Source organism: Victivallis vadensis, from assembly GCF_003096415.1.
Classification (GTDB): domain Bacteria; phylum Verrucomicrobiota; class Lentisphaeria; order Victivallales; family Victivallaceae; genus Victivallis; species Victivallis vadensis.
Map to the genome: position 1 here is coordinate 87,339 of NZ_QEKH01000006.1, position 23,861 is coordinate 111,199.

General features: G+C 60.5%; 15 protein-coding genes. 2 read left to right on the forward strand and 13 right to left on the reverse strand.

Annotation, left to right across the window (positions count from 1 at the left end):
• A complete protein-coding gene (locus tag C8D82_RS05045) occupies positions 1 to 1,317 on the reverse strand; it encodes a phosphomannomutase/phosphoglucomutase (RefSeq protein WP_165832834.1) in 1,317 nt (438 codons plus the stop codon).
• 238 nt (positions 1,318 to 1,555) lie between these two features.
• Complete coding sequence (mfd, locus tag C8D82_RS05050) at positions 1,556 to 4,852, reverse strand: transcription-repair coupling factor (RefSeq protein WP_116883188.1); 3,297 nt, start codon at positions 4,850 to 4,852, stop codon at positions 1,556 to 1,558.
• Positions 4,853 to 5,082: 230 nt separating this feature from the next.
• Here mfd and C8D82_RS21550 point away from each other — a divergent pair, with 230 nt between their 5' ends.
• Positions 5,083 to 6,381 carry a sigma-70 family RNA polymerase sigma factor gene (locus C8D82_RS21550; RefSeq protein WP_207776070.1) on the forward strand — a complete coding sequence of 433 codons (1,299 nt, stop codon included), beginning with the start codon at positions 5,083 to 5,085 and terminating at the stop codon, positions 6,379 to 6,381.
• Positions 6,382 to 6,623: 242 nt separating this feature from the next.
• Here the strand turns inward: C8D82_RS21550 and ppdK are convergent, their stop codons facing one another.
• The 6 genes from ppdK to C8D82_RS05085 all read right to left on the reverse strand — a co-directional run bounded on the left by ppdK (position 6,624) and on the right by C8D82_RS05085 (position 15,036).
• Positions 6,624 to 9,344 (reverse strand): pyruvate, phosphate dikinase, encoded by a 2,721-nt coding sequence (gene ppdK, locus C8D82_RS05060; protein WP_116883189.1) that lies wholly within the window; start codon positions 9,342 to 9,344, stop codon positions 6,624 to 6,626.
• Positions 9,345 to 9,399: 55 nt separating this feature from the next.
• Complete coding sequence (locus C8D82_RS05065; RefSeq protein ID WP_116883190.1) at positions 9,400 to 9,813, reverse strand: hypothetical protein; 414 nt, start codon at positions 9,811 to 9,813, stop codon at positions 9,400 to 9,402.
• Between the two features lie 157 nt (positions 9,814 to 9,970).
• Positions 9,971 to 11,548, reverse strand: a complete 1,578-nt coding sequence (locus C8D82_RS05070; protein ID WP_116883191.1) for a sodium:solute symporter family transporter — start codon at positions 11,546 to 11,548, stop codon at positions 9,971 to 9,973.
• A 3-nt stretch (positions 11,549 to 11,551) separates the two neighbouring features.
• Positions 11,552 to 13,111 (reverse strand): hypothetical protein, encoded by a 1,560-nt coding sequence (locus tag C8D82_RS05075; protein ID WP_133245060.1) that lies wholly within the window; start codon positions 13,109 to 13,111, stop codon positions 11,552 to 11,554.
• Positions 13,099 to 13,863, reverse strand: a complete 765-nt coding sequence (locus C8D82_RS05080; protein WP_116883193.1) for a type II secretion system protein — start codon at positions 13,861 to 13,863, stop codon at positions 13,099 to 13,101. The genes C8D82_RS05075 and C8D82_RS05080 overlap by 13 nt, the downstream gene beginning before the upstream one ends.
• A 117-nt stretch (positions 13,864 to 13,980) precedes the next feature.
• A complete protein-coding gene (locus tag C8D82_RS05085) occupies positions 13,981 to 15,036 on the reverse strand; it encodes a GntR family transcriptional regulator (RefSeq protein ID WP_165832835.1) in 1,056 nt (351 codons plus the stop codon).
• Positions 15,037 to 15,354: 318 nt separating this feature from the next.
• On the opposite strand from C8D82_RS05085, the gene C8D82_RS05090 reads away from it, so the two are divergent.
• A complete protein-coding gene (locus C8D82_RS05090; RefSeq protein ID WP_133245061.1) occupies positions 15,355 to 17,325 on the forward strand; it encodes a polysaccharide deacetylase family protein in 1,971 nt (656 codons plus the stop codon).
• A 51-nt stretch (positions 17,326 to 17,376) separates the two neighbouring features.
• Here the strand turns inward: C8D82_RS05090 and C8D82_RS05095 are convergent, their stop codons facing one another.
• The 5 genes from C8D82_RS05095 to C8D82_RS05115 all read right to left on the reverse strand — a co-directional run bounded on the left by C8D82_RS05095 (position 17,377) and on the right by C8D82_RS05115 (position 23,827).
• Positions 17,377 to 18,768 carry an MFS transporter gene (locus C8D82_RS05095; RefSeq protein ID WP_116883196.1) on the reverse strand — a complete coding sequence of 464 codons (1,392 nt, stop codon included), beginning with the start codon at positions 18,766 to 18,768 and terminating at the stop codon, positions 17,377 to 17,379.
• A gap of 10 nt (positions 18,769 to 18,778) precedes the next feature.
• Complete coding sequence (locus tag C8D82_RS05100; RefSeq protein ID WP_165832836.1) at positions 18,779 to 19,834, reverse strand: Gfo/Idh/MocA family protein; 1,056 nt, start codon at positions 19,832 to 19,834, stop codon at positions 18,779 to 18,781.
• 82 nt (positions 19,835 to 19,916) lie between these two features.
• Complete coding sequence (locus C8D82_RS05105) at positions 19,917 to 21,896, reverse strand: NHL repeat-containing protein (RefSeq protein WP_116883198.1); 1,980 nt, start codon at positions 21,894 to 21,896, stop codon at positions 19,917 to 19,919.
• A 64-nt stretch (positions 21,897 to 21,960) separates the two neighbouring features.
• On the reverse strand, positions 21,961 to 22,812 hold the full coding sequence (locus tag C8D82_RS05110; protein ID WP_116883199.1) for a type II secretion system protein: 852 nt from the start codon (positions 22,810 to 22,812) through the stop codon (positions 21,961 to 21,963).
• A 1-nt stretch (position 22,813) separates the two neighbouring features.
• Complete coding sequence (locus tag C8D82_RS05115) at positions 22,814 to 23,827, reverse strand: GntR family transcriptional regulator (RefSeq protein WP_116883200.1); 1,014 nt, start codon at positions 23,825 to 23,827, stop codon at positions 22,814 to 22,816.
• Positions 23,828 to 23,861 lie beyond the last annotated feature (34 nt).

Consider the following 23,861-nt stretch of genomic DNA (forward strand, 5'->3'; position numbering starts at 1 on the left):
TCAGCCGCGGATCAGTTTCAGAAGCTCGTCACGTTTTTCCTCCATCAGCTGCCGCGTGTCGGCTTCGACGATCAGCCGGAGCAGCGGCTCGGTGTTGGAGGAACGGACGTTGAACCACCAGTTCGGGTATTCCGACGAGATGCCGTCCAGCTCATACATGTTGCCGTCCGCGTATTTTTTGCGGATCGCATCCAGAATCGGCTTCACGTCCGCGACGGTCGAGTTGATTTCGCCCGACGAGAAGTATTTGCGCAGCGGCTGGACCAGCTCGTGCAGCGGCTTGTTCTTCTTGCAGATCAGGTTGGAGAGCATGATCATCGCCAGCCCCTGCGATTCGGCGGTGAAGTTCTGCTTGAAGTAGTAGTGGCCGGAAAGCTCGCCCGCGAAGACCGCGTCGTTTTCGCGCATCTGCGCCTTGATGAAGGCGTGGCCGACCCGCGACTGGATCGCCTTGCCGCCGTTTTCGCGGATGCACTCCGGCACCGCCCGGCTGCTGCGCAGGTCGTACAGGATCGTCGCCGGGCCGTTGGAAAGGATGTCCTGCGCGATCAGCGCGGTGAAGAGGTCCATCGGGATGATTTCGCCGCGGTCGTCGATGAAGCCGCAGCGGTCGGCGTCGCCGTCGAACGCCGCGCCGAAGTCCGCGCCGACCTCTTTGACCTTCGCGCGGATCGCGTCGAGCGTGGCGAGGTGGAGCGGGTTGGCCTCGTGGTTCGGGAAGGTGCCGTCGAGCGTGTCGTACAGCGGAACGATGTCGAAGAGATCGGTGATGCCGGCGATCTCATAGAGTCCCATCGCATTCGCGTAGTCGACCACGACCTTGAGTTTGCGGTCCATCTTCGCGAAGGAGCGCAGGAATTTGCCGTATTCGGGAGCGATGTCGTAGCTGGAGAGTTTGCCGGGCCGGTCGCACTTCTTCCAGGACTTTGCCTCGGCGATCTTCTGGATGTCCATGATGCCGGTCGCGCCGGAGATCGGAACCGCGTTGGCGCGGCAGAGCTTGAAGCCGTTCCATTCGCCCGGATTGTGGCTGGCGGTGATCATCACGCTGCCGTCGGCTTTCAGGGTGCCGTTGGCGAAGTAGCTCATCGGGGTCGAGCAGAGTCCGAGGTCGATCACGTCTGCGCCCTGCGCGAGCATGCCGCGGCTCAATCCTTCGAAGAGCGGCTGCGAGTGCGGGCGCATGTCGCGGCCGACGACCACCTTCTTCGCGCCGGTGAATTCGATGTAGGCGCGCCCGATCGCTTCGGCGATGTCGGCGTTGATGTCGGCCGGATAGACTCCGCGGATATCGTAGGCTTTGAAAATTCCGGACATGGCAATGGTCCTCCCATATTGTAATGACTGCAAAATGATTTCAAATTCTATCTTATTAAAATAATACGGAAAGCACTTTTTTGCAATTCGCAAGGGCGTTTTTTCCGGGAACATGCCCAAATCCTGTCATCAGGATTCAGGCAAAGCACCATTCCCATGCTTGATAAAAACGCCGTGTGCAAGTTTTTCGAGTGGGGATTTCGCTCCTGATCGGAGCGACCAAGGCGAAATCCCCTTGTCAGGCAGTTGTCTTGGGCGGAACTTTGCGGAGGATGGCAAGCAGGTGGACCATCCGCAGTTCGGGGGGATCGCGGTAGTCGAGCGTCGGAACCAGGCCGCCGTCGCGGTAGACGGTGCCGCCGGGATTGCGCAGGATCACCCTGCCGTCGGCGACGGTGAAAAGCTCATAACCGGCGCGGGCGACGAGAAGCCGCAGGCGGATTACCGCGAGCAGGTTTTCGGCGCACTTCGGAAGTTTGCCGTAGCGGTCGCGCAGTTCGTTGGCGAAATCTTCGAGTTCGGCTTCGGAGGCCAGCGCGCCGAGCCGCCGGTAGGCGTCGAGCCGGAGCCGTTCGCCGCCGATGTAGTCCGGCGGAAAGGCGGCGGGCAGGACGCCGGGCGGAGCGTTCAAGGTGAAACTCACGAAATCGATCGCGACTTCGACTTCGGGAAGAAATTCGACCTGTTCGCCGCGCAGTCTGGACACCTCCTGCTTCAGCAGCTGACAGTAGAGGTCGAAGCCGATGCTGTTCAGATGGCCGGACTGTTCGGAGCCGAGCAGGTTGCCGGAGCCGCGGATTTCGAGGTCGTGCAGCGCCAGCTGGAATCCGGCCCCGAGGTTCGAGCAGCGCCGGATCGCCGACAACCGCTTGCGGGCGTCGGTGCTGACCAGCTGGCTTTTCGGCAGCAGCATATAAGCGTAGGCCTGATGGGTCCAGCGCCCGACCCGGCCGCGCAACTGGTAAAGCTCGGCGAGGCCGAAGCGGTCGGCGCGTTCGATGATGATGGTGTTCGCATTCGGCACGTCGAGGCCGGATTCGATGATGGTGCTGCACACCAGGCAGTCGATTTTGCCTTCAAGGAAACTGGTCATGATCGCTTCAAGCTCATGCTCGTTCATCTGGCCGTGGGCGACTGCGAACTTCGCCTCGGGAACGAGGGCGCGCAACTTGTCCGCCTTCTCTTCGATGGTGCGGACGCGGTTGTAGAGATAATAGACCTGCCCGCCGCGGGCGAGTTCGGCCCGGATCGCCTGCGCAACCTGCATCTCATCCTCCGGCGCGATCACGGTTTTCACGGGGAGCCGCTGCTTCGGCGCGGTCATCAATGTGCTGAGGTCGCGCGCTCCGGCCATCGCCAGATAGAGGGTGCGCGGGATCGGCGTCGCGGACATGGTCAATACGTCCACCTCGGCGCGGAACCGGCGCAGCCGCTCCTTGTGCTTCACGCCGAACCGCTGTTCCTCGTCGATCACCACCAGCCCCAGATTGCGGAATTTCAGGTCGGGATTGCAGAGCCGGTGGGTGCCGATCAGAATGTCGATGCCGCCGGAGCGGACCTTCTGCATGATCGCGTTCTGTTCGGCGGCGGTGCGGAACCGGCTCAATACGTCGATGGTGTAAGGATACGCGGCGAACCGCTCGCGGAAGCTGTAATAATGCTGCTGCGCCAGCACTGTGGTCGGAGCGAGGATCGCGACCTGATAACCGGCGGAAACCGCCTTGAAGGCGGCACGCATCGCGATTTCGGTCTTGCCGTAGCCGACGTCGCCGCAGAGCAGCCGGTCCATCGGGCGCGGGGACTCCATGTCGCGCCGGATTTCGGCGGTGGAACGGGACTGGTCGGGCGTGTCGCGGAACGGAAACGCCCGCAAAAACGCCTTGGTTTCGGCAGTGTCCGGCGGATAGACGATGCCGGGGGCCGACTGCCGCATCGCCTGCAGCCGGAGCATGTCGGCGGCATAGGAGTGGACGCTGCGGCGGGCGCTCTCCTTGTCCCGGTTCCAGCGCGCTCCGCCGAGGCTGTGCAGCGTTACATGTCCCGCCGCGCCGAGGTAGCGGCTGACCTTGTGCGCCTGAAGCAGCGGCACGTAGAGCAGCTGTCCGTCCTTATACTCCATTACCAGCACTTCGCGGCCGATTCCGCGGCTTTCGAGCGTCTTGAAGCCGCGGAAGATACCGATGCCGTGGTCGAGATGGACCGCATAATCCCCCTCGTCGAGATCGGCCAGCGAAAATTCCGGCACCCGGATCGGCTCTTCATCGGCGGAGGCTGCCGGTGCGACCACATCGCTTTCGCTGCTGCGTCCTTCCCGGGTGAATCCGGCGTTGACCAGCTCGCGCTCAGTGACCGCGATCAGCTGTTCGGCAGGGATCGCGAAGCCCGCGCCGATGCAGGCCGGTTCAAAGCTGAAATTCCGCCCGGCAAGGCCGTGTCCGCGGCACCAGGCTTCCAGCACCGGAATATTGTCGGCGTGAGGCGCCAGAAATACGATCCGGGCTCCCTCGCGGGCCGCCTGCCGGAGCTGTTCGACCAGCAGCTTGCGGCGCAGCTCCAGCGCCGACTCCCCGGCTTCGCCCGAGATCAGCGACTCCGCAGCGCCGAGCGGCGGCAGCACGTCGGCGGGAACGGCGTCCTGGTAGAGCGAAAGTTCCGTCGCGTCGCAGAAAACCTGCGCCCGGCCCGCCGCCTCCCGGTCGCGGGCCAGCGCGTCGAACCGGGCCAGCGCGGCTTCGCCGGAATACCGTTCGATGCGTTCGCGCGCGGTGGATGGATAAAGGGTCAGCAGCCGGTAGTCACGCTCCTCGAAATAGGCGAAAAGGTCGGAGTCCGCCGCGCCGCCGGCGGTGATTCCGGCCCGCCCGATCACCCGGTACTCTTCGACCGCCCCGGTGGACCGCTGGGTTTCAGGAGCGAAACTGCGCAGTGAATCGATGGTGTCGCCGAAAAACTCCACGCGGCACGGGAAATCATGGGCGGGGCTGAAGATGTCGATGATGCCGCCGCGCCGCGCGAACTCCCCCGATACCGTCGCTTCATATTCGTCGTCATAGTCGAGCCTGACCAGCTTTTCCAGCAATTCCGCCATCGGCAGCTCCATGCCGGCCTTCAACGTCAACTGGGCCTCGACGGTGGTTTCCGGGGCGGGAGCGGGAGCGAGCAGTGCGTGGACGCTGCCGACCACCAGGTCGAACTCTCCGGTCAGCGCCGCATTCAATGCGCGCGCCCTCCGGCTTTCGCCGCCCGGAAACAGCAACTTGCCACGCCCGGCCTCGGGAATGACCAGCAAACGCAGCGGCAGGTCGAGCTCCTGCCGGAACTCCTCAAGCTCCGCCACCGCGCGCTCCGCCAGATTCAGTTCGGGGAAGGCCGCGATCAGCGGAGCATTTCCGGCCAGCGCCGCCCGCAGAAGCGGCAGCGCAATCGCGGCGGAATCCACCGAATGCCGCGACAAAGCTGCTGCGGCAGGATCATCCAGATATTTTTTTATCTTTTTCCGCCATTTATCGGCGCCGGCGGCTTGATTTTTCGGCATTTCAGTATATGTTGTTAAATTTATGGGTATCAGTGAATCGGAAACTGAATCATCACAATTCTTTCACTGAATGGAACCTGTATTATTATAAGCCTTCGCGGGCGATTTTGGAAGCCCCGAAGCCGATGTTTTTGCGATTTTTTTTTATAATTATAGTAAAAAATGCCGTTTCCCGGAGCCGACGCGCCTTTTTTCTGCTGCGGCCCCCCTTGACGGCTAAGGAGTCTTTCATGGCAGAAAAGAAATCCGCCGCCAAAGCCGGAACCGCCAGGACGGCGGCCGGCTCCGCGGCAGCCGATGTCGCGAAAAAAGCCGCTTCGCCCGATCAGGAAAAAAAATCCGCCGCATTTGCCGCCGTGCCGCTTCCGGAATCCCCCCGTTTCGATGCCGATTCCGATGATGAGTATGACGGCCCGTCGCCGGAACCGCTGGCCGGATTGAAAACCGGGCGCAAGCTGGTGATCAAGAAAGTGGAAGCTCCTCCGACCAAATTCGCGCCGAAGCCCAAAGCGGCTCCGGTTTCGCTCGACGACATCGACGACTCCGCCGCTTATGCGGAGGCCGAGCGCGAAGAGTCCGCATCGCGTCCCCGCCGCCGCAAGGCCGGCGAGCCCGCCGCCGCCCGTCCCCGGACGAAGCACGAAAAGGATTCCGCCCGCAAGATTGCGCTGGATTCCAAAGTCGTCGCCGGCAGCAAAAACGACACGATGAAGGTCTACATGGGCGAAATCGCCCGGATTCCGCTGGTGAACAAGAAAGAGGAGGCCGAACTGGCCGATGCGATTCACGGCGACAACGAGGACCGCCACGAGGACGCCCGTTCAACCCTGATCAAGGCGAACCTCCGTCTCGTGGTCAAGATCGCGCACGATTTCAAGGGACTCGGATTGCCGCTGCTCGACCTGATCAGCGAAGGCAACATCGGCCTGATGCGCGCGGTGGAGAAGTTCGATCCGGCCAAGGGTGCGAAGTTTTCCAGCTACGCCGCATGGTGGATCAAGCAGTCGATGCGCCGGGCGCTGGCAAACCAGAGCCGCACCATCCGTATTCCGGTGCAGTCCGCGGGTAAGATCAACAAGATCAAATCGGTCCGCATGAAACTGGCCGAAGAGCTGGGGCGCGAACCCTCCGACGCGGAGATCGCGGAACACCTCGACTTCTCGGAGCGCACGGTCGCCGGCCTCAGGCTGGCCGATCTGCGCACCTTCTCGCTGCACGATCCGATCCAGCAGGGGGAAGAGGGTGAGTTTCAGGATATCATCCCGGACCGTCACGCCATGACGCCCGACCAGATTCTCGGCGATGTCGAATCGGTGTTCCGGCTGATGGACCTGCTCGAAAAGCTCGAAGAACGCGAGCGCCGCATCCTCGAAATGCGGTTCGGTTTGCGCGGCAACCGCCCGCTGACCCTCGAAGAGGTCAGTCAGGAGATCGGCCGCACCCGCGAGCGCGTCCGCCAGATCCAGAACCAGGCGCTTGCCAAACTCAAGCAGCTGCTGGTCGATGAAGCCGGCTTCGCCGCCGACTGATCGCTCCACCCCAGAATGAAACAAGGGCTTTCCGGAATCGATACGGGAAGCCCTTGTTATTTTGAAGTCGCAGATAAATCCTGCGGCCTGGCGTACAAGTGTTTCGGATGAGGTGCTCTCTATCTCAAAAGCGAAGCACCGGGAAAGCCGTGCCGCATTCGCGACAGCCTCCGGCGGGCAAGACGCCCTGCCCGCGACAAAGGAACGGAATCCCGGGGAATCCGGGATTCTGCTGAAAGGCTTTATTTTTCGTTGGCAATCGCGGCCTGTGCCGCGGCCAGACGCGCGATCGGCACCCGGAACGGACTGCATGAAACGTAGTTCAGTCCCTCACGATGGCAGAATTCCACCGATTTCGCCTCGCCGCCCTGCTCGCCGCAGATGCCGATCTTCAGCTTCGGCTTCACCGACCGGCCGCCCTTTACCGCGATGTCGATCAGCTTGCCGACGCCTTTCTGGTCGATCGTCTGGAACGGGTCCGCCGCCAGCAGTTTCTTGTCGAGGTAGTCCCCGAGGAAGCCGCCGATGTCGTCCCGGCTGAAGCCGAACGTCATCTGTGTCAAGTCGTTCGTGCCGAAGCTGAAGAAATCCGCTTCCGCCGCCATTTCGTCCGCCAGCAATGCCGCGCGCGGGATTTCGATCATCGTGCCGACCAGATAGTCGAGCTTTTCCAGCTTGAACTTCTTCGCGACCTCCGCCGCGACCTTCGCCAGCAATCCTTTCTGGAATTTGATCTCCGCCACGTCGCAGGTCACCGGGATCATGATCTCCGGCTTGCACTTCACACCGTCGCGTTCCAGTTCCGCCGCCGCTTCGAGAATTGCGCGCATCTGCATTTCGGAGACCTCCGGATAGGTGATCCCGAGGCGCACGCCGCGATGGCCCATCATCGGGTTGGTCTCATGCAGCCCCTCCGCCCGCTTCGCGATGTCGGCGAGCCTGATGCCCAGCGCCCTGGCCAGCTCCTGCCGCGCCTCCTTCGCGCTCGGCACGAATTCGTGCAACGGCGGGTCGAGCAGCCGGAAAGTGACCGGCAGCCCCTCCATCGCGGTCAGCGTATTTTTGATATCCTTCTTCACGAAAGTGAAAAGCTCCTTCACCGCCTTGACCCGCTCCTCGACCGTAGTGCTCAGGATCATCTTGCGCAGCGCGAACAGCGGCTTTTCACTGTTTTTGCCGTAGAACATGTGCTCGGTGCGGAACAGGCCGATCCCCTCGGCCCCGAACCTGCGGGCGGTTTCGGCATCGGCGGGGTTGTCCGCATTCGCGCGCACCCCGAGCTTGCGGAACTTGTCCGCCAGCTTCATAAAGTGCTGCAACTTCGGATTCTCGCTCGAATCCATCATCGCGACCGCACCCGCGTACACATAGCCGCGCGTGCCGTTGATGCTGATCACATCACCCGCCTTGTAGACCTTGCCGCCGACCTTCATGGTGTGGGCGGCCTCGCTGATTTCCAACGCTCCCGCGCCGACGATGCAGCACTTGCCCCAGCCGCGGCAGACCAGCGCCGCATGGCTGGTCATGCCGCCGCGCGCGGTCAGAATGCCGGTCGCGGCGCGCATGCCCTCGACGTCCTCGGGATTGGTCTCCTCGCGGACCATGATCACGGATTCGCCCTTCTTCGCGGCGGCGACCGCCTCTTCGCTGTTGAAGACGATCCGCCCGACCGCGCCGCCCGGCCCCGCCGGAAGCCCCTTGGCGATCACTTCAAACTTCTTTTCGGCTTTCGGATCGAGGATCGGGTGGAGCAGTTCGTCGAGCTGCGCCGGAGAGACCCGCATCACCGCGGTCTTTTCGTCGATCATCTTCTCGCCGAGCATATCCATCGCCATATTCAGCGCTGCGGTGCCGGTGCGCTTGCCGACGCGGCACTGCAGCATGAAGAGCTTGCCCTCCTGAATGGTGAATTCGATGTCGAGCATATCGTGGTAATGGGCTTCAAGCTTGCAGCGGATGTCGAAAAGCTGCCTGTACAGTTCCGGATACAGCTCCTCCATCGACTTGAGCGCCTTATTCTGCTCATTGCGGGTGTCGTTGTTCAGCGGATTCGGGGTGCGGGTTCCGGCGACCACGTCCTCGCCCTGCGCATTGACCAGCCATTCGCCGTAGAACTTGTTGTCGCCGGTCGCCGGGTCGCGGGTGAACGCCACGCCGGTCGCGGAAGTGTCGCCCATATTGCCGAAAACCATGCTCTGCACGTTCACCGCGGTGCCCCACTCATCCGGAATGCCTTCGATCCGGCGGTAGGAGACCGCCTTTTTGCCGTTCCAGCTTTTCAGCACCGCGCCGACGCCGCCCCAGAGCTGGGCCATCGCATCGTCCGGGAACTCCTTTTTCAGCGTCTTTCTGATCTGGATTTTGAATTGATCGCACAGCAGCTTCAGGTCATCCACGGTCAGGTCGGTGTCGGAGGCGTAGCCGCGCTTTTCCTTCAGCTCCTCCATCATGCCGTCAAGCTGGCGGCGGATCGCCTTGCCTTCAGCCGGTTCGATCCCCTCGGCCTTCTCCATCACCACGTCGGAATACATCATGATCAGCCGCCGGTAGGCGTCGTACACGAACCGCTCGTTGCCGGTTTTCGCGATCAGCCCCGGAATCGTTTTCGTCGAAAGGCCGACGTTCAGCACCGTCTCCATCATGCCCGGCATCGAACTGCGCGCACCGGAGCGGCAGGAGACCAGCAGCGGGTTCTTCGCATCGCCGAACTTCATTCCCATCGCCTTTTCCACTTTGGCGAGCGCAGTTTTCACCTGCTTTTCCACTCCGGCGGGCAGTTCGCTGCCGTTCCTGAAATAATCGACGCAGCACTCGGTGGTGATCGTGAAGCCGGGCGGCACCGGCAGCCCCAGCGAAGCCATTTCCGCCAGATTCGCGCCTTTGCCGCCGAGCAGTTCCTTCATCGAGCCGTCGCCCTCCGACTTTCCCGCGCCGAAGGAATACACATACTTCTTTTCCGCCATGACGTCCTCTCCCTGTAAATTAGTGATTTTTAAGGTTCTTCCAGCAATCCGAACTCTATTTGAATTTTTTCAGCACGCGCAGAATCTCCCGTTTCTGCGGATTCTTGTCCAGCCCGAACACCATGAACGACCCCTGCACCGCCACCGGATACGGGATTCCATTGATATAGGTGCGCGTATCGCGGGCGATCCGGTTCAGCCGCTTGCGCTGCACCGCCGAGGTCTGGTCATACTTATACACACCGATCTCCGAACCGGCGACCTTGATCGCGCAGCCGCTGGTCGCCCGGAACGGTTCCGGCGGCATATCGCGCACGCTCTCAACCTTGATCCCCTCGCGCTGCAGGTAGTCGGCGAAATCCGTCGGCTTGAACGCATTGTTGGCCGCGCCGCCCCAGCCGGCGCATCCGGCGGCCAGCAGCAGGACCGCAACCAGCGGCAAAAACATTCGGAACATGATTTTTCGCATCGGTTCATTCTCCCGTACTTGATGGATGGATAATTTCCTCAACCCATAATCTAGTATGCCGCAGGAGTAATTACAAGTTTTTACGGCAGGATTTTGCCGCATCATTCCGAAGCGGCTCATCCTGCCGTAAAAACAGCGAAAGAGCAAAGCACATCACTCAAGGAAGCGGACGATCCGGAGCAGGCGGAGCGCTCCGCCCATCCGGCCGCAACGTCCGCAGGGTAAGGCCGTCAAGATTTTTCCGGTTCGGCCAGAACCGCGAAAGCAACGGAGGCAATGCCAACCCCAACAGCACCCCGGGAACTCCGAGATACCAGAATCCCCAGCGCATCTCCTCCGGAACGGCATAGTACATCAGGTACGGCACCACCAGATTAACGATTCCGCCGATGACCATGGTCCAGAGAATTGCCCGCGCGGAAACCCGTTGCGACAGCACCCCGTATAAAAAGGCCACGAAAAGAATCGGCCACAGGTTGCTCCACACCCCGATCACCTCCAGCAGCGTCGTGCGGACTCCCTGACCGACCACGATCATCATCAGCGCCGTCAGGATTGCACCCCCCCCGCCGAAAACCGTCAGCACCCGGCAGTAAAGCATCTCGCACGGCGTGCCGGCCAATTCCGGCTTCGCGGTCAGCACCAGGTCCTTGAAGCAGACCGTCACCAGGCTGTTGACCGCCCCGGCCACCGTACTCATCAGCGCCGCCAGCAGTGCGACGATGATGACGCCCGGCAGCGGCGCCGGCAGTTCGTCCGTGATGAAAAAGCCGAGCACCTTATCCCCCGGCAATCCCGCCGGCAGCTCGCCGCCGCCTCCATTGTAGTAGAAGAACAGAAACAATCCTATGCCATAGAGCATCACCACCACCGGAATACTCAGCAGATAGTTGGCATAGGTCGAGCGCACCGCCTGATGATAGCTCCTGCTGGTCAGCAGCCGCTGGATCACCAGCTGGTCGCAGCACATCGTCTGCAGGGGAATCTGCACCACCACCAGAATCAGCAGCCAGAAATTCCAGCGGTCGTGCAGATTGAGCCGGTAGAAATCCGATTGGGCGAATGTGCCGAACAAACGGTTGTGTTCTCCGGCAAACGACAACACCCCGCCGACGTCGAACCCGGTCACCTGAAACAGACGGAACAGGATCGCCGCGATTCCAAGGAAAATGATCGCCGACTGGACCACATCCGCCAGGATCACCGCCCGAATTCCGCCCCAGAACGTATAAGCCAGCGTGATCAGCCCGATGACCACGATCGTCGCTTCGGGACGCCAGCCGGCCAGCGATTCGAAGATTACCGCCGCCGCATAGAATACGCCGCCGGTATAGAACAACCGGATCATGATAAAGATCACCGCAGCAATCCGGCGGCAGTTACGATCATATCGTTTTTCCAGATACTCGTATGCCGAAAAGGTAGGTGCGGCAAAGAAAAAACGCAGAAACAGCCAGATCCCCAGCGGCACGAAAAGAATCTGTCCCAACGCCACCGCCATCATCGTCAATCCGAAATTGTAGGCCTCTCCCGGAATCGATACGAAACTGATCGTGCTGAAAAGCGTCGCGAACACCGCCAATGCCACGACAAACCAGTTCATTGAACGTTTTGCCATCAGATATTCATCGGCATCCTGCCGGTGCCGGAGCCGACTGACGACTCCCAACCCCGTCACACCCAACAAATACAGCAGAATGACGGCCCAGTCGCCGCCGGACAATACACTGGACATGATTCACTCCCCCCCCGTCCGGAAAAATTCGGAAACCGGCCGGAAAAGCCCGGCCTCGTCCTCCTCGAAATTCATCGCTTCATGATAGAGTACGCCGCCGCCGGGATTCAGGAAGGCAAACGTCCCGGCCTGGCGCAACAGTTCCCGCGCCGTAAATGACCGGCACATTCCGTAATGGTACACCTGCGCCCAGAAGAACAGCTTCTGTCCCGGCTTTGCGACCAGACTGAACCGATTGTATTCGCGCGACGCGAAATAGTCACTGACCATGTACTGACCACTCACAATGCCGTCCAGCCGCCCGGCCCGCAAATTTTCTTCCCACGGGAACGGTGTTTTCCCGTAATTGCCGAGGATGGTGCCGTTGCTGAGCGTGGCCGCGGCGACGCCGAGGACCAGCTTCTGTCCGGCACCGTGAATCAGCGCCGAAGCCTCCCGCAGCAGCCGGTCATATCCTTGAGTTTTGATCTGCCGCCACTTGCCGACATCGAATTCTTCCGTTCGGATATCTTTTCCGTAAAGACGGCGGTACTCGGCAACCACGGCGGGATTAAAACCGTAATCATCCCCCGAATCACTTCCAAACTGATGGCTGTGGCTGCGCGTGCATAGATAAAACCCGTCCGCCCCGTACCCGATCAGTTCGCGGATCATCGCCAGCCGGTACTGCAGCGCCTCCGGCTCATTGTAGCACATCGTACCGGGCAGAACCCGGCCGCGGCGGTCCATCAACATGGTGTGCCGGTTGGCGCGCTGGAATTCGGACATGCAGAAATCCGGAATTGACGGGTGCAGAATCGCCTCATCCGACAGCGTCATCCAGATCATGATCCGGATGCCGTTTCTCCGCGCTTCGCGCACGGCGACGGCGAGCGGATCGATCTCGCCGAGCACGGCCGCGACCTTCCGCCTGCCCTCATCCAGCTGCTCCACCGGGACCGGTCCCGGAAAAACCGTCGCCGCTCCCCGGCTATGGTAAGCCACCTGGCCGTGCACGGAGATCCGCCAGAACACCCCCGTCACGCCCCGCTCCCGGCAGAGCCGGAAAAAGTGTGCGATCTCCTTTTCGGCATACGACGGGCTTCCCAGCTTCTCCGAATAATAGACCTCGTCGAAGTAATCCATATTCAGCCAGAACTCCATCGAAGCACCGTTCCTGATCTCCCCGCGTTCCACCTTTTCCAGCCGCACCCCGGAAAACTCCGCCTGCCCCGTGGAGGACTCCAGGCGGATTTCGAGCTTCCGTCCGCCGGCGGGAGTACAGATCTTCGCGACCAGCCGCCGCGGCGCTTCCGATTCCGGAATGCCGAAATACTGAAACAGCCACCGGCCTTCGGCGGAACGCAGGATTCCGCTCATTTCACTCCCGCCGGCCGCAGTGTTCTGCTCCGCTTCGAGCCGGTAGAACGCCTCCGGTTCAACTTCCACCACGCATGAGAACGGCTTTCCCGGCTCCGCACTTACCGTTCCGGCGGCGCTTTCCGGCAGCTTCAACTCCGCCGCCCCGCACCAGAACGCCGCCGCCGCCGCGGTGCCGAATATGAAACGCCTCAATTGTTCCATTGCACCACCTCGCCGAAACCGACTTCATTATAGATCGTGTAACCGGCCGGATAAATCTGGTACAGTTCACTCTCGACCGTTTTGCCGACCCACTGCTCCTTTTGAAGCGCTGCGGCATGACCGTCAGTGAAAACCGAATTGATGCGCCCCTGATGGCGGGCGTGCGCATGTTGCGTACCGCTGTTCCCCAGCCCGAACATGCTGCTCTGACGCAGAGTTGCGGCGTTATAGCTGTCTGCTAGGTAAAAAGTGGAGGAGGACTTCTTCAGCCGCCGCAGATTCAGACAGCGGGAGTTTCCGGAAATTCCGATACCCTTTTCCGACACGAAGGCGCTGTTGGTCTGCAAATAGCAGTTCACATCACCGATCGCGCCGTAACAATCGCTGATTGCGGTGTCCGTTTTCGGATTTGAGCCTGCGGCAGCCGGACAGACCGTCCCCCCGCTGCCCTCCGGCAGATATCCGGTATAAATCATATGATCCGCCCATGAATAGTGGCTCCATGAAGGAGGTGTACGCAGAATCATCAACGGCAGATACTCCTTTTGCTCGTCGGCATACAACATGGCCGCTTCCCCGCAGCTTTTCAGATTGGAAAGGCATCTGGCGGCCTGCCCCTTTGCCCTCGCCTTATTCAATGCCGGCAGCAGCAAAGAAGCAAGAATCGCGATGATCGCTATCACAACTAACAATTCGATCAATGTGAAATTAAGATGCCGAAAGCCCGATATGCCGGGCGTATTCCGCCTCATTTGCCTGTTCCTTGTTTTGTCGCGCATTTTTTCCTCCACAGTAAACCGGTTATGTCTCTTTTGCAAGCCATCGCATCTGCTTATCCGGCTCCGTGCCGGTGCAAAACTACCTCGCCGTCACGATTCAGAAACCACGGATTCCGGCAGCAGGGAACCGCGTTCAATAATCGGACCATACGGCGAAACAATGCACGGGACTTCCGCCCGCGGGTCACTGATCAGTCGCTGAAGCAGTTTGACGCAGTTTTCCGCCGCCAGCCCGATATCCAAATCAATGATCGAATATCCCGGCGAACCGGGAATCAACAGCGCATTCGATCCATTCACCAGAATCGAAATGTCCCGCCCCATCTGCACTCCCTTCTCGTGCAACACTCCAGAAATCGTATCCAGCGACCAGCAATTCATGGCGAAAACGGCTTCCGGACGGTACGAGCTGTCAATCAGGTCTGCGAACTGATCACGCACCGAGCCGACCGGAGGGACCGCGATTGTCAACTCCATGCCGTGTGCCTTTGCTGCAAGCGCCATCTCTTTTTCAAAAAGGTTCCGGACAGCCAATGCGTCTTCGCCTTCCCCGACCATTGCAATCCGGCGAACGCCGCTCCGGGCGAACCTTCCGACGATTCTCCCGGCAGCCTCCGCGAAATCGAACGAAAGCCGCGGAAGCCCCGAACAGGCCGGATACATCCCGACCGCCGGAATTCCGGTGCAGATCAACTGACGCACCCGCTGTTCGCCGATCCGGTCGAGCACGATCACGCCGGAGGCATCCGCCTCCGCCAGCACCTTGAAATCCCTGCCGACCAGCAGCGAAAGGTATCCGGCCTTTTCAATGGTCCGATGCAGCGCCGTAATCATCCGCCCCAGTTTTAGGTCATTGTCGAAATCGCCGTCGTCCACCACAATGCCGATGATACAGCGTCTGATCATCTTCAGCCGCTGCGGCTGCTCCGGCAATGCTTTGACAAATGTACCGCGCCCGCGCTGGCGCACGATATATCCCTGCCGCTCAAGCCGGGCAAAGGCTTTCCGCGCCGTCAGGATCGTCACCTCGAACTGCCGGGCGATATCATGTTCGGAAAAGAAACGCCCGTTCAACGCAAAACGCCCGCACGACAACTCCTGAAGCATGTAGCTTTCGATCGCCTGGTATTTGAGGACCCGTTCCATGGTTTCCATTTTACTTAAAGTTCTATATCTTTATATATATTATGACATATTTTTCTGTATTTGTCAAGAATGAACCGTCTTTTTTTCTGAATATATTTCCACATTTCCCGCCGGAGTCCTCATTTCGGATTCCGACAGGATAAAACTATAGTAAACTATCTGTTTATGACTCCTGATACCTACAGGCCGCACCCCTGCACCCTTCCGGCCATTCCCGAATTCCGCAGAATTCATCCGATTTCCGTCTTTTCATACTTGAAAAAAAGCCGAATGCCGTACATTGTTGATCACGCAGAAAAAAACAGAGAAAGGATTGGGATGATGAACAGAATCTGTCTGTCCGCGCTGCTCGGTCTGCTCACGTTGGGCCTTTTCGCCGGGAATCCGCTGGGGATGCCGGAGTACAGTCAGACTCTCCGGGTAACGTTCAAAACGCCGGAGGAGGCCCGCAAAGCCGAATTGAAAAAGCTGGAACTTCCCGGCGGGAAGAAACTCGCTTTCTCAACCCGATGGGACGACACCAACAACCGCCATTTGAAAATGGCGCAGACTCTCGCCGCACAGGGATACAAAGGAACCTTCTATCTGTACGATTTCCTGAATGAGCAAAGCGACCGGACCGTTCCGGCGGAAATCCTGAAGCTCGGTTCGTCGCTCGGTTCACACACGGTGGACCATCAGGACCTGCCCGGCCTGCTCCCTGCCGGGATCTTTTACCAGATTCTCGAACAGCGCATCCGCGAGGAGGCCGCCTACGACACCTGCGTGACCGCTTTCGTGCTGCCGTACACCTCCTGTTCGACCCGTTTCCGGGACCATGTGCCCCATCTGATCGGCGATATCCTGAAACGCAGCGGCCACTTCGGCGGCCCGGAACCGTGGGGAGACGCCGCCGGCCGTTACGGCTTGGGGCAAAACGAGTGGTTCGGCAGTTTCATGTTCGGAATCAACGACCGCAATCCCTCCCCGGAGCTGTTTGAAAAGGGCGTCGCGCGCGGTTTGAAAAACCTGAAAACTCCAGACTGGAAAGGCGGGCCGCACCTGACGCTCGGCCTCCACACCTGGCAGAGCGACGACGGCTTCCGGGTGCTGGACGGCATCCTCAAGCAGCATGGAAACAACCCGGACTGGTGGTATTGCAATGAAAACGAGTATCTGGCGTACCGCTATCAGTTCTTCCATACAAATATCCGGAAGAAATCCGTGGACGGCAGCACCGCCGTCTTTGAGATCACCCGGATCGCCGCGCCCGAACTCGGCCACGACATTCCGCTTACCGTCCAAACCGGCGGCGACGCCGTCTCCGCCATGCTCAACTCCAGGCCGCTCCCTGTCTCGACGAACGGCATATTCGCGTTACCCCATGACGACAACCGCAAAATCCCCGTCGCGGTCGAACTGGTCCGCTTCACCGGGGCAACTCCGGCGCCGGCCAGACTGACCGAACTTTCGGGAACCGTTCAGATGGCGTTCCGCGAACAGGAAAACAGGATCGATTTCTCCCTTATCCCGGCTGATCCAGCGGGAAAGTTTGAGAATGTTTCGCTGATCCTGCGGCTGCCTCCGGCGTGGAAGGAGGGAGTCCGGCGCATGATCCCGCCGTCCGCGGCTGGAAAAATTTCCACGTCGTTCCCGCTCGGTGTCCGTGACCCGCGCCCCGGCTTCCGGGACGGCGATTACCACTTTTACCTTCAGGCCGACCTGCTGTGCAACGGAGTTCCGAAGCGGCTGCATGCGGTGATGACAATCCGGCGCGAAACCGGCAGAACCGCCTCTCCACGGGATAACGCCCTCGCCGTCGGGCCGCTTCCCGCCGGGACATTCACGCCGGAACTGCTGGCCCGGCTTTCCATGCCGTCCGCTCCGCTGAACGGATTCGGTGCGAAATCCATCGAAAAGTGGCATCCGGTACTCAGCGGCGACCGGGCGGCCCCCTCCCTCTCCCCGGTTTCGGCCGATGAAAGCTGGAAGCCGGAGGCGGAGGAGTTCCGCAAAAAGCAGAAAGGCGAATTTGCGTTCGCTCTGGAGTTCGATTCCCCCGCCGCCGAACCGTACAATTTGCTGCTGAACCTGTGGAATGCGGACCAGATTTCCGCAATTTACATCAACGGGAAGCCATACAAATTCAAACGCCCCTGCCCGTTCGTTTCGGTTGCCGGCCGGAACCGGGTCGTGCTGGTATATCCGGTGGCGAAGAACAGGACGCCTGCCACCCAGATGGTTTCCGTCGCCAGAGGAGACAACATGTTCGACCATGTGAAATTCCTCCCTGTCGACAACGCCAGATAAATTTCCTGAAACGGCATGGATATGTGAAAACGCGCCAACCGGGATGAACGTTCATTCCGGCAGCGGCGGCCGGTAACTCCGGTCGCCGCCGAGCTTCTGATAGTAACGGTATACCACGGCCAGCATTGCGAATCCGGCAAGGCCGATCAGTCCGCCGAGGAAAAAGAGCAGAAAATACTGCCCTCCCGAACCGTCCGGATAAAAGGATTTCTCCACGAAAGTCAGAATGCCGCCGATCAGCGGAGCCGCCAGCACCGTGACAACCGCCAGCACCATCTGCAGCGCCGAATTGAACTGCGCATACAGGGCTTTCGGAAACAGTCTCTGCCCGTAAGAGGCCGTCAGCGTGTTGTAGCTCATGATGAACACTCCCTGCGCCGCGTAGACGATCGTAAAGGAGAGCGTTCCGCCGATGAAAAATCCGCCGGCCAGCATGATCAGCACCAGAAGCCCCATCGAAATCATTCCGACCCGGAGCGGGTGGTAACGGTCCGCCAAAGCTCCCAATGGATAACTGGCAATCATCGCGAAGCCGAAGATCGCCGCCTGCGTATAGCCGAACGTCTCCAGACTGATTCCCAGCGCCTTCACATAGAAAATCACGAAAATATTGATCGGCAGCGGCGACAGGGCGCAGACCACGAAAGCGCCGATCACCCAGCGGTAATAGGGCATCGCGAAACACTCTTTGAAATAGGTTCTGACCGCTTTCCCCACTCCCCGACGCGCTTTTTCCGCCGCCGGGAGGGGCGGATATTCCCCTTCCCTGACTTTGGCGCACATCAGGAGCAGCCCGAATCCGTACAGGAAAGCCAGGGAAAGGAAAATCAGCGTCACTTCGGTTTCCGCATACTTCAGCAGAAAACTGTTGAAGATGATCGCGCAGCCGAGGCTGACCGCGCGGAACATGGCCACGAAACGCCCGATCAGTTCACAGGGCACGACATCGTTGGAGAGCGCCATGAACAGGGCGTTGGTCATGGTGGTCCCGAGATCGAGCAGAAGCCAGAATACGGAAAACACGATCAGGTTCGCCATATTCTGCGAGATGACTTCCGGCCCGATGCCCTGCTGCAGCGCGGCCCCCATCTGGCGGGTGAAGGCCAGCCCGGCCAGCCCGGCCAGCACCGGCGGCGTATACATCAGAAGATAAGGGATGCGGCGGCCGAACCTTCCCCGGTGCCGGTCGGAGCGGTAGCTGACGATCGGCATCAGGAAGATATTCGTGAAATTCGGGATCGAGATGATCAGGATGCTGTAAAGACCGTCTGAAATGCCGAACGACTTCACCAGCAGCCCTGCGACCATGCCGACCGCCCGCTCTTTCATCGACCACGCGAAATCGCCCCACAGCAGCCAGATGAACAGCAGACACACGCCGGTTGTCGTGTAAGTCAGAGTCCCGGCATGCCAGACTTTTCTGCGATGTTCAAGCCTTTCCATACCCCTTCCATCAGCAGTGGAGTACCGGTTCGGCTTCAAGCTCCCCGGCGCTGCGGCGGCACTCGTCGAGCGTCCGCATCAGCTCCAGAAGTTCGTCGCCGGTCACAAACGGCGGCCGGCCCAGCGCGTAATGCTCATAGCAGCAGCGGTAATACGCATCCGGATCGGCCGGACTCTCCGGCAGCGTTTCCTGCCGCCACGCGATCGGTTCGCTCGGATAGCGGCGCCCGGCGGCGGCCAGTCCGGTATCCGCCTTCCTCTCCGGCAGTGCGCCGGCGGCGAAATAGCGCAACCTCCATTCGCCGTCCTGATAGAGGGCGGAACCGCGTTCCCCGCAGATACGCCACTCCGGCAGCGGCAGCGCAACCGCCTGATTGATATCGAGGTCGAGGAGTACGCCCGCGGTCGTGGTAATCAGCGCATGTACCACATCGTCCGCGTCGCCGAGCGAAGCGATCCGGCGCAGTTCGCAGCGCGTCCGCCGCACCTTGCCGCCGGTCAGGTACAGAAACTGGTCGATGTAATGCGCGCCGTAGTTCAGCAGCATGCCCCCGCCGTTCCGGTAAAACGCCTGCCAGTCGTTACGGCGGCAGTAGTTGCTCACGTGGCGCTCGATCAGATAGAGCTTGCCGAGCTTGCCGGAGTCGAGAATTGCGCGGACCGTCCGGGCTTCGCCGTTCAGGCGGTGCGGCTGGTAGGTCATCAGCCTGCGCCCGGTCCGGCGGGCGGCCTGAAGCATCGCCTCGGCTTCGGTCAGGGTCACGGACAGCGGTTTGTCGCAGAAAACGTCGCAATCCGCCTGCATCGCCGCGATGGCCTGCTCCGCATGAAAGAGAGTCGGCGAAGCGATCACCACCAGATCGGGACGCTGTTCGTCCAGCATGGTTTTGAAATCGGTATATAACCCCCCGACGCCGAACCGGGAAGCGGCTTCCGCAAGGCGTTCCCGGCACGGATCGACCACCGCGACCGGTTCAAAACCGGCGTGTCTGCAAAGCTGCGGCAGGTGAAAATCCCAGGCGATACGTCCGAGGCCGGAAACCGCGGTACGCAGAATTTTTTTCATAATCATCATTTCCTGTTGTACAAGTGAGCCACTCCCCGATCGCCAGCCGACGGGCCGGGAACTGCTCAGGGAGAAGCGGTTGTCAGTTCGACTGCGCCGCCCCGCCGTCCGGCAGCCGGCAACTGTAGAGGCGGGAACCGGAGGCGAAGTAGACGCGGCCGTCGAGGCAGTCCCCGCCGGTGTGGATTTCGATCGGAGAGGCCACCGCCGCCCCGAAGCCGCCCCGTTCGGGATCGACCTTCACGATGTGGCGTTTGAACAGCACGTAGATGTCATCACCGTCGCGGACGAACATGCGCGGCCCCTGCTGCCAGGCGGCAAGGCCGTATTCGCCGGAATTCCAGCGCCTGACCACCTGCTTCGACGCCGGATCGAAGACGAAGAACTCCTTCTTGTCGGCGATGCCCAGGATTTTCCCGTCCGGCAGCACGGTCAGGTCGTGGATCGTTCCGGCCCCCGGCACCGCAACCGTGCTCCAGACGATCCGGCGGGAGGCAAGATCGAACTGGAAGAACCGCGCCTCCTTGCTTTTGACTTTGCCGCCGGTGCCGGCTTCGACCGTCGTGCCTCCGAAAATCCGGCCGTCCGGCAGCATCGCCAGCGCGTAGACGCTCTGGTTTTCGATCAGGTCGCGATTGGGGACGACGGAAAAGTCGCCGCTCCCGCGGTCCCACACCGCCAGCCCGCCGCCGGTATGGCCGTATTCCGGCGTGCCTCCCATCAGCAGATGCCTGCCGTCCGGCGTGATCTTCAGCACATGGGGACGGATCAGCGCCTTCCCGGCATGGGCGATATAGCGCGGATTTCCTCTGGCCTGCACGGCGAAACGCGGAATGCCGTCGAACTTTTCGTCGAGCCGCCAGTCGAACAGATAGCCGCCGTTGTAACCGCCGACGAACACGTGGTTCTTCCACGGCAGGACGGTGTTCCACTGGACGCAGCCGTTGCGGTTGATCATCGTGCCGTCGGCCGGGTTGTACACGTAGTTGCGCATCGGGAACGAGGTGCCGCCGGTGATCAGGCCGTCGGAAGTCGCCGCGACCGTCGAAATGTGGGCGCCTTCGCTCGGATATTCCATGTTGAAAGTGACGCTTTTCCCCTGCGGGTCGATGAAGCGGGCGCGCCGTTCCACCGGGTTGAAGAGGTCGACCTTCCAGCCGTCCCGCATCCGGTAATTGTAGAAGCCCTGCGAGCCGGTGACGACGGGACGGAGGGTGATCTGCGGCGGCCCGTCGATTTTCCGGGATTCGCCGCGGTGGAACTCGTACCACTGCGGCGCCGGTTTGATCGCCTTGGCTCTGGCGAAAGCATCGGCCGTGTCGCGCTGGTTGTAGTAGGGGCCGACCGTGCCGTAAACCTTGCCGTTCTCCGCCCGGAACACCACGCCGCAGGCGCCTTCGGGGCGCTCGTTTTCAGGAAACACTTCCACCTTTTTCCCGTTTTCCGGGTGATAGGCGACCAATTGCGCCCTGGTGTTGCCGACTCCGAAGTAGAGCCATCCGGCGTCGTCCGCCGCGATGGTCCGGTGATATTGCGCCCAGCTCTCCTTGCGCAGCGGGCCGAAGTCCCGGAACCGGCCGGTTTCCGGGTGGAATCCGACCAGCCCGCTGTCCGGGTAGGTGACCGTCCAGATCGTGCCGTCGTCGGCCTCCGTCATCGCCATGCCCATTCCCCGGTGCGTCGGAAACACCCGGAACTTCTTTGCGGCCGGATCGAATTCCGTCAGGCGGCTGCTGTGAAGGCTGTAGTAGCGGTTGCCGCTGCTGTAAAGCGACGAAAACACCGCATAGGAAGCATCCGGCGCGAACGGCAGCGCGAAGAACTCCTGTTTCCCCGTCGCCGGTGTAACCGTATAAATGCCGTTGGCGCCGCGGTAATCGGCGAGGATGCACACCAGCATATCGTTGCCGTCGGCGTCCGTAGCGACCGTGGCCCCCTTGTTGCTGCTGACCGGAGAGCAGACGCCGTGATCAATGAAGCCGTTCCCGAGATCGGCGGCGGCCGCCGCGCCGGAGACCATCAGCAAACCGGCCATATACTTGATGAGAGACAATTTTTTCATAAAACTCCTTTTCGTCCTCCGAAAGAGACAGGGGTTGTTTTTCAGGCATGGTCAATGAATCACCTCAATCTCCGCTGTCGACGGCATCGCCCTCACTGAGCCACCTTCTCTGCCCGGCGACGTCACACTGTGACTTCTTGACCGACATGCGGTGCTGGGAGGCCGCATGATTGTCGAAATAAAGGAAATTCGTCGTCGCATTGTCTCCGGCGTGACCGGTGAAGGGACGGGTCGGCGTTCCGCTGCCGGTGTCGTCCAGCGCCCGCAGGTGGTACTGCCGGTTGATCGCCGCCGAATAGTCGCCGTTGGCATTACAGAAACCGGAAGAGTAAATCGAACCGGTACTGTTGTTAGGCGCGCCGTCGGCAATCAAAATGCCGCTGGATGGCATCAGTATCTTGCTCGATTTCAGGTAATTATTCCCATTCTGGACCGTCGTGCCGAGCCTTCCCGGGTTGTTCTGGGCAAACATGCGCAGATAAGTCCAGTTGACCTTGCTTTTATACCCCTTGGAGTTTTGCAGCGCCTCCGCTTTGCCCAATGCACTCGGACAGTTGAACGGATGTGTGCCGTTTTTGAATGTGATTGCGTTACTCAGCAGATCATTACCGGTATAGGCTTTGAACAGGATGATCGGCCAGCATCCGGCGCTGCTCAGCTCCGGCACCTTGGAAATCGGGTAAAACCCGTCGTAAGTGTCCACGTAGAACGTGTGCATCAGGCCGATCGTCTTGAGGTTGTTGGTGCAACTGATCGACCGCGCCTTCTCACGCGCCTTATTCAGCGCCGGAAGCAGCATCGATGCCAGAATCGCAATAATAGCAATCACCACCAGCAATTCGATTAACGTAAATTGGCGGAGTGCCGCCGGGCTGCCGCTGAATTTCATGGCGGCGGACGAGTTTCGCTGTTTCATTTCAATCCTCCTGGTTTTCCGGTTCAATTAATTTGCCGGCCAGATGGATGCGTCGGGCCGGGCGAAGCGGATTCTTCAATCGCGCGACGGCTTCTTCAAAGGCGATGCGCCCGATGTTATGCCAGTCGGCGGCGACGGTCGGGAAATGTTCGAATTCCGGCACCATCAGATTCTTGCCGTCGATGCCGAGCAGGCAGAAACGCTGCGCCAGCGAACCGCCGTATGCATCCCGCCAGGCTTCGGCATAGTGCTGCAGATGATGATCCGAGGTGAATAAATACCCCTCCTCCCGCCGGAATGCACAGTCGGCGAGATCGTCAAACGGCGAAACCAGAATCCCGCCGCTCTCCCCGCCGCTTTCGCGCCACAGGTACTCGAAAATCCGGGCGCGGTGACGGTAGACCTCCCCGGGATCGGTCAGGACCGTGACTCTTTTCCGGCGACGCCGCCGGAAGAAATCGACCGCCTGCTTCGCCGTGGTGTATGGATCGATGTCGACGATCGACATCTGTCCCCCGAAGTCGTCCGCCTGAAAAATGCCGACCGCCGGAGCCGAAAACGGCAACCTTTCACACCGGGCGTCCAATTCGACCATCACGATCACCGCCCGGCAGTGCTCCAGCACCGGCGAGAGGGTGTCGAATACGCCGGAAGCGGCGATCAGCGAAATATCCTGCTCCAGAGCGTTCCGCTGAATTTCCGACAGCGCATGGTAGACCAGCCCCGGATTGTTGTCAAGAGTCCCGTTGCTGGTGATCACCCCGATGCAGCAGCCTCCCGCAGGCTGCTGCGCATGGGGATCGCTGCTGACGGTCACACCGCTCTTGGGATGCTTTTCCAGCAGGCCCCGCTCGCACAGATAGGAGATGCCGTTCAGCGCCGAGCCGTAGCTCAGGTTGAACCTGCGCATCAGCGCCCGCACCGACGGAATCCGGCTGCCGGGCCGGTAGTTGCCGGCAAAGACCCGGGCGCTGATGTAGTCGATCATCTCCGACGCAACTGGCGGTCTGTTCATGGCACTCTCCTTCTATGTGCTTCTGATCATTATT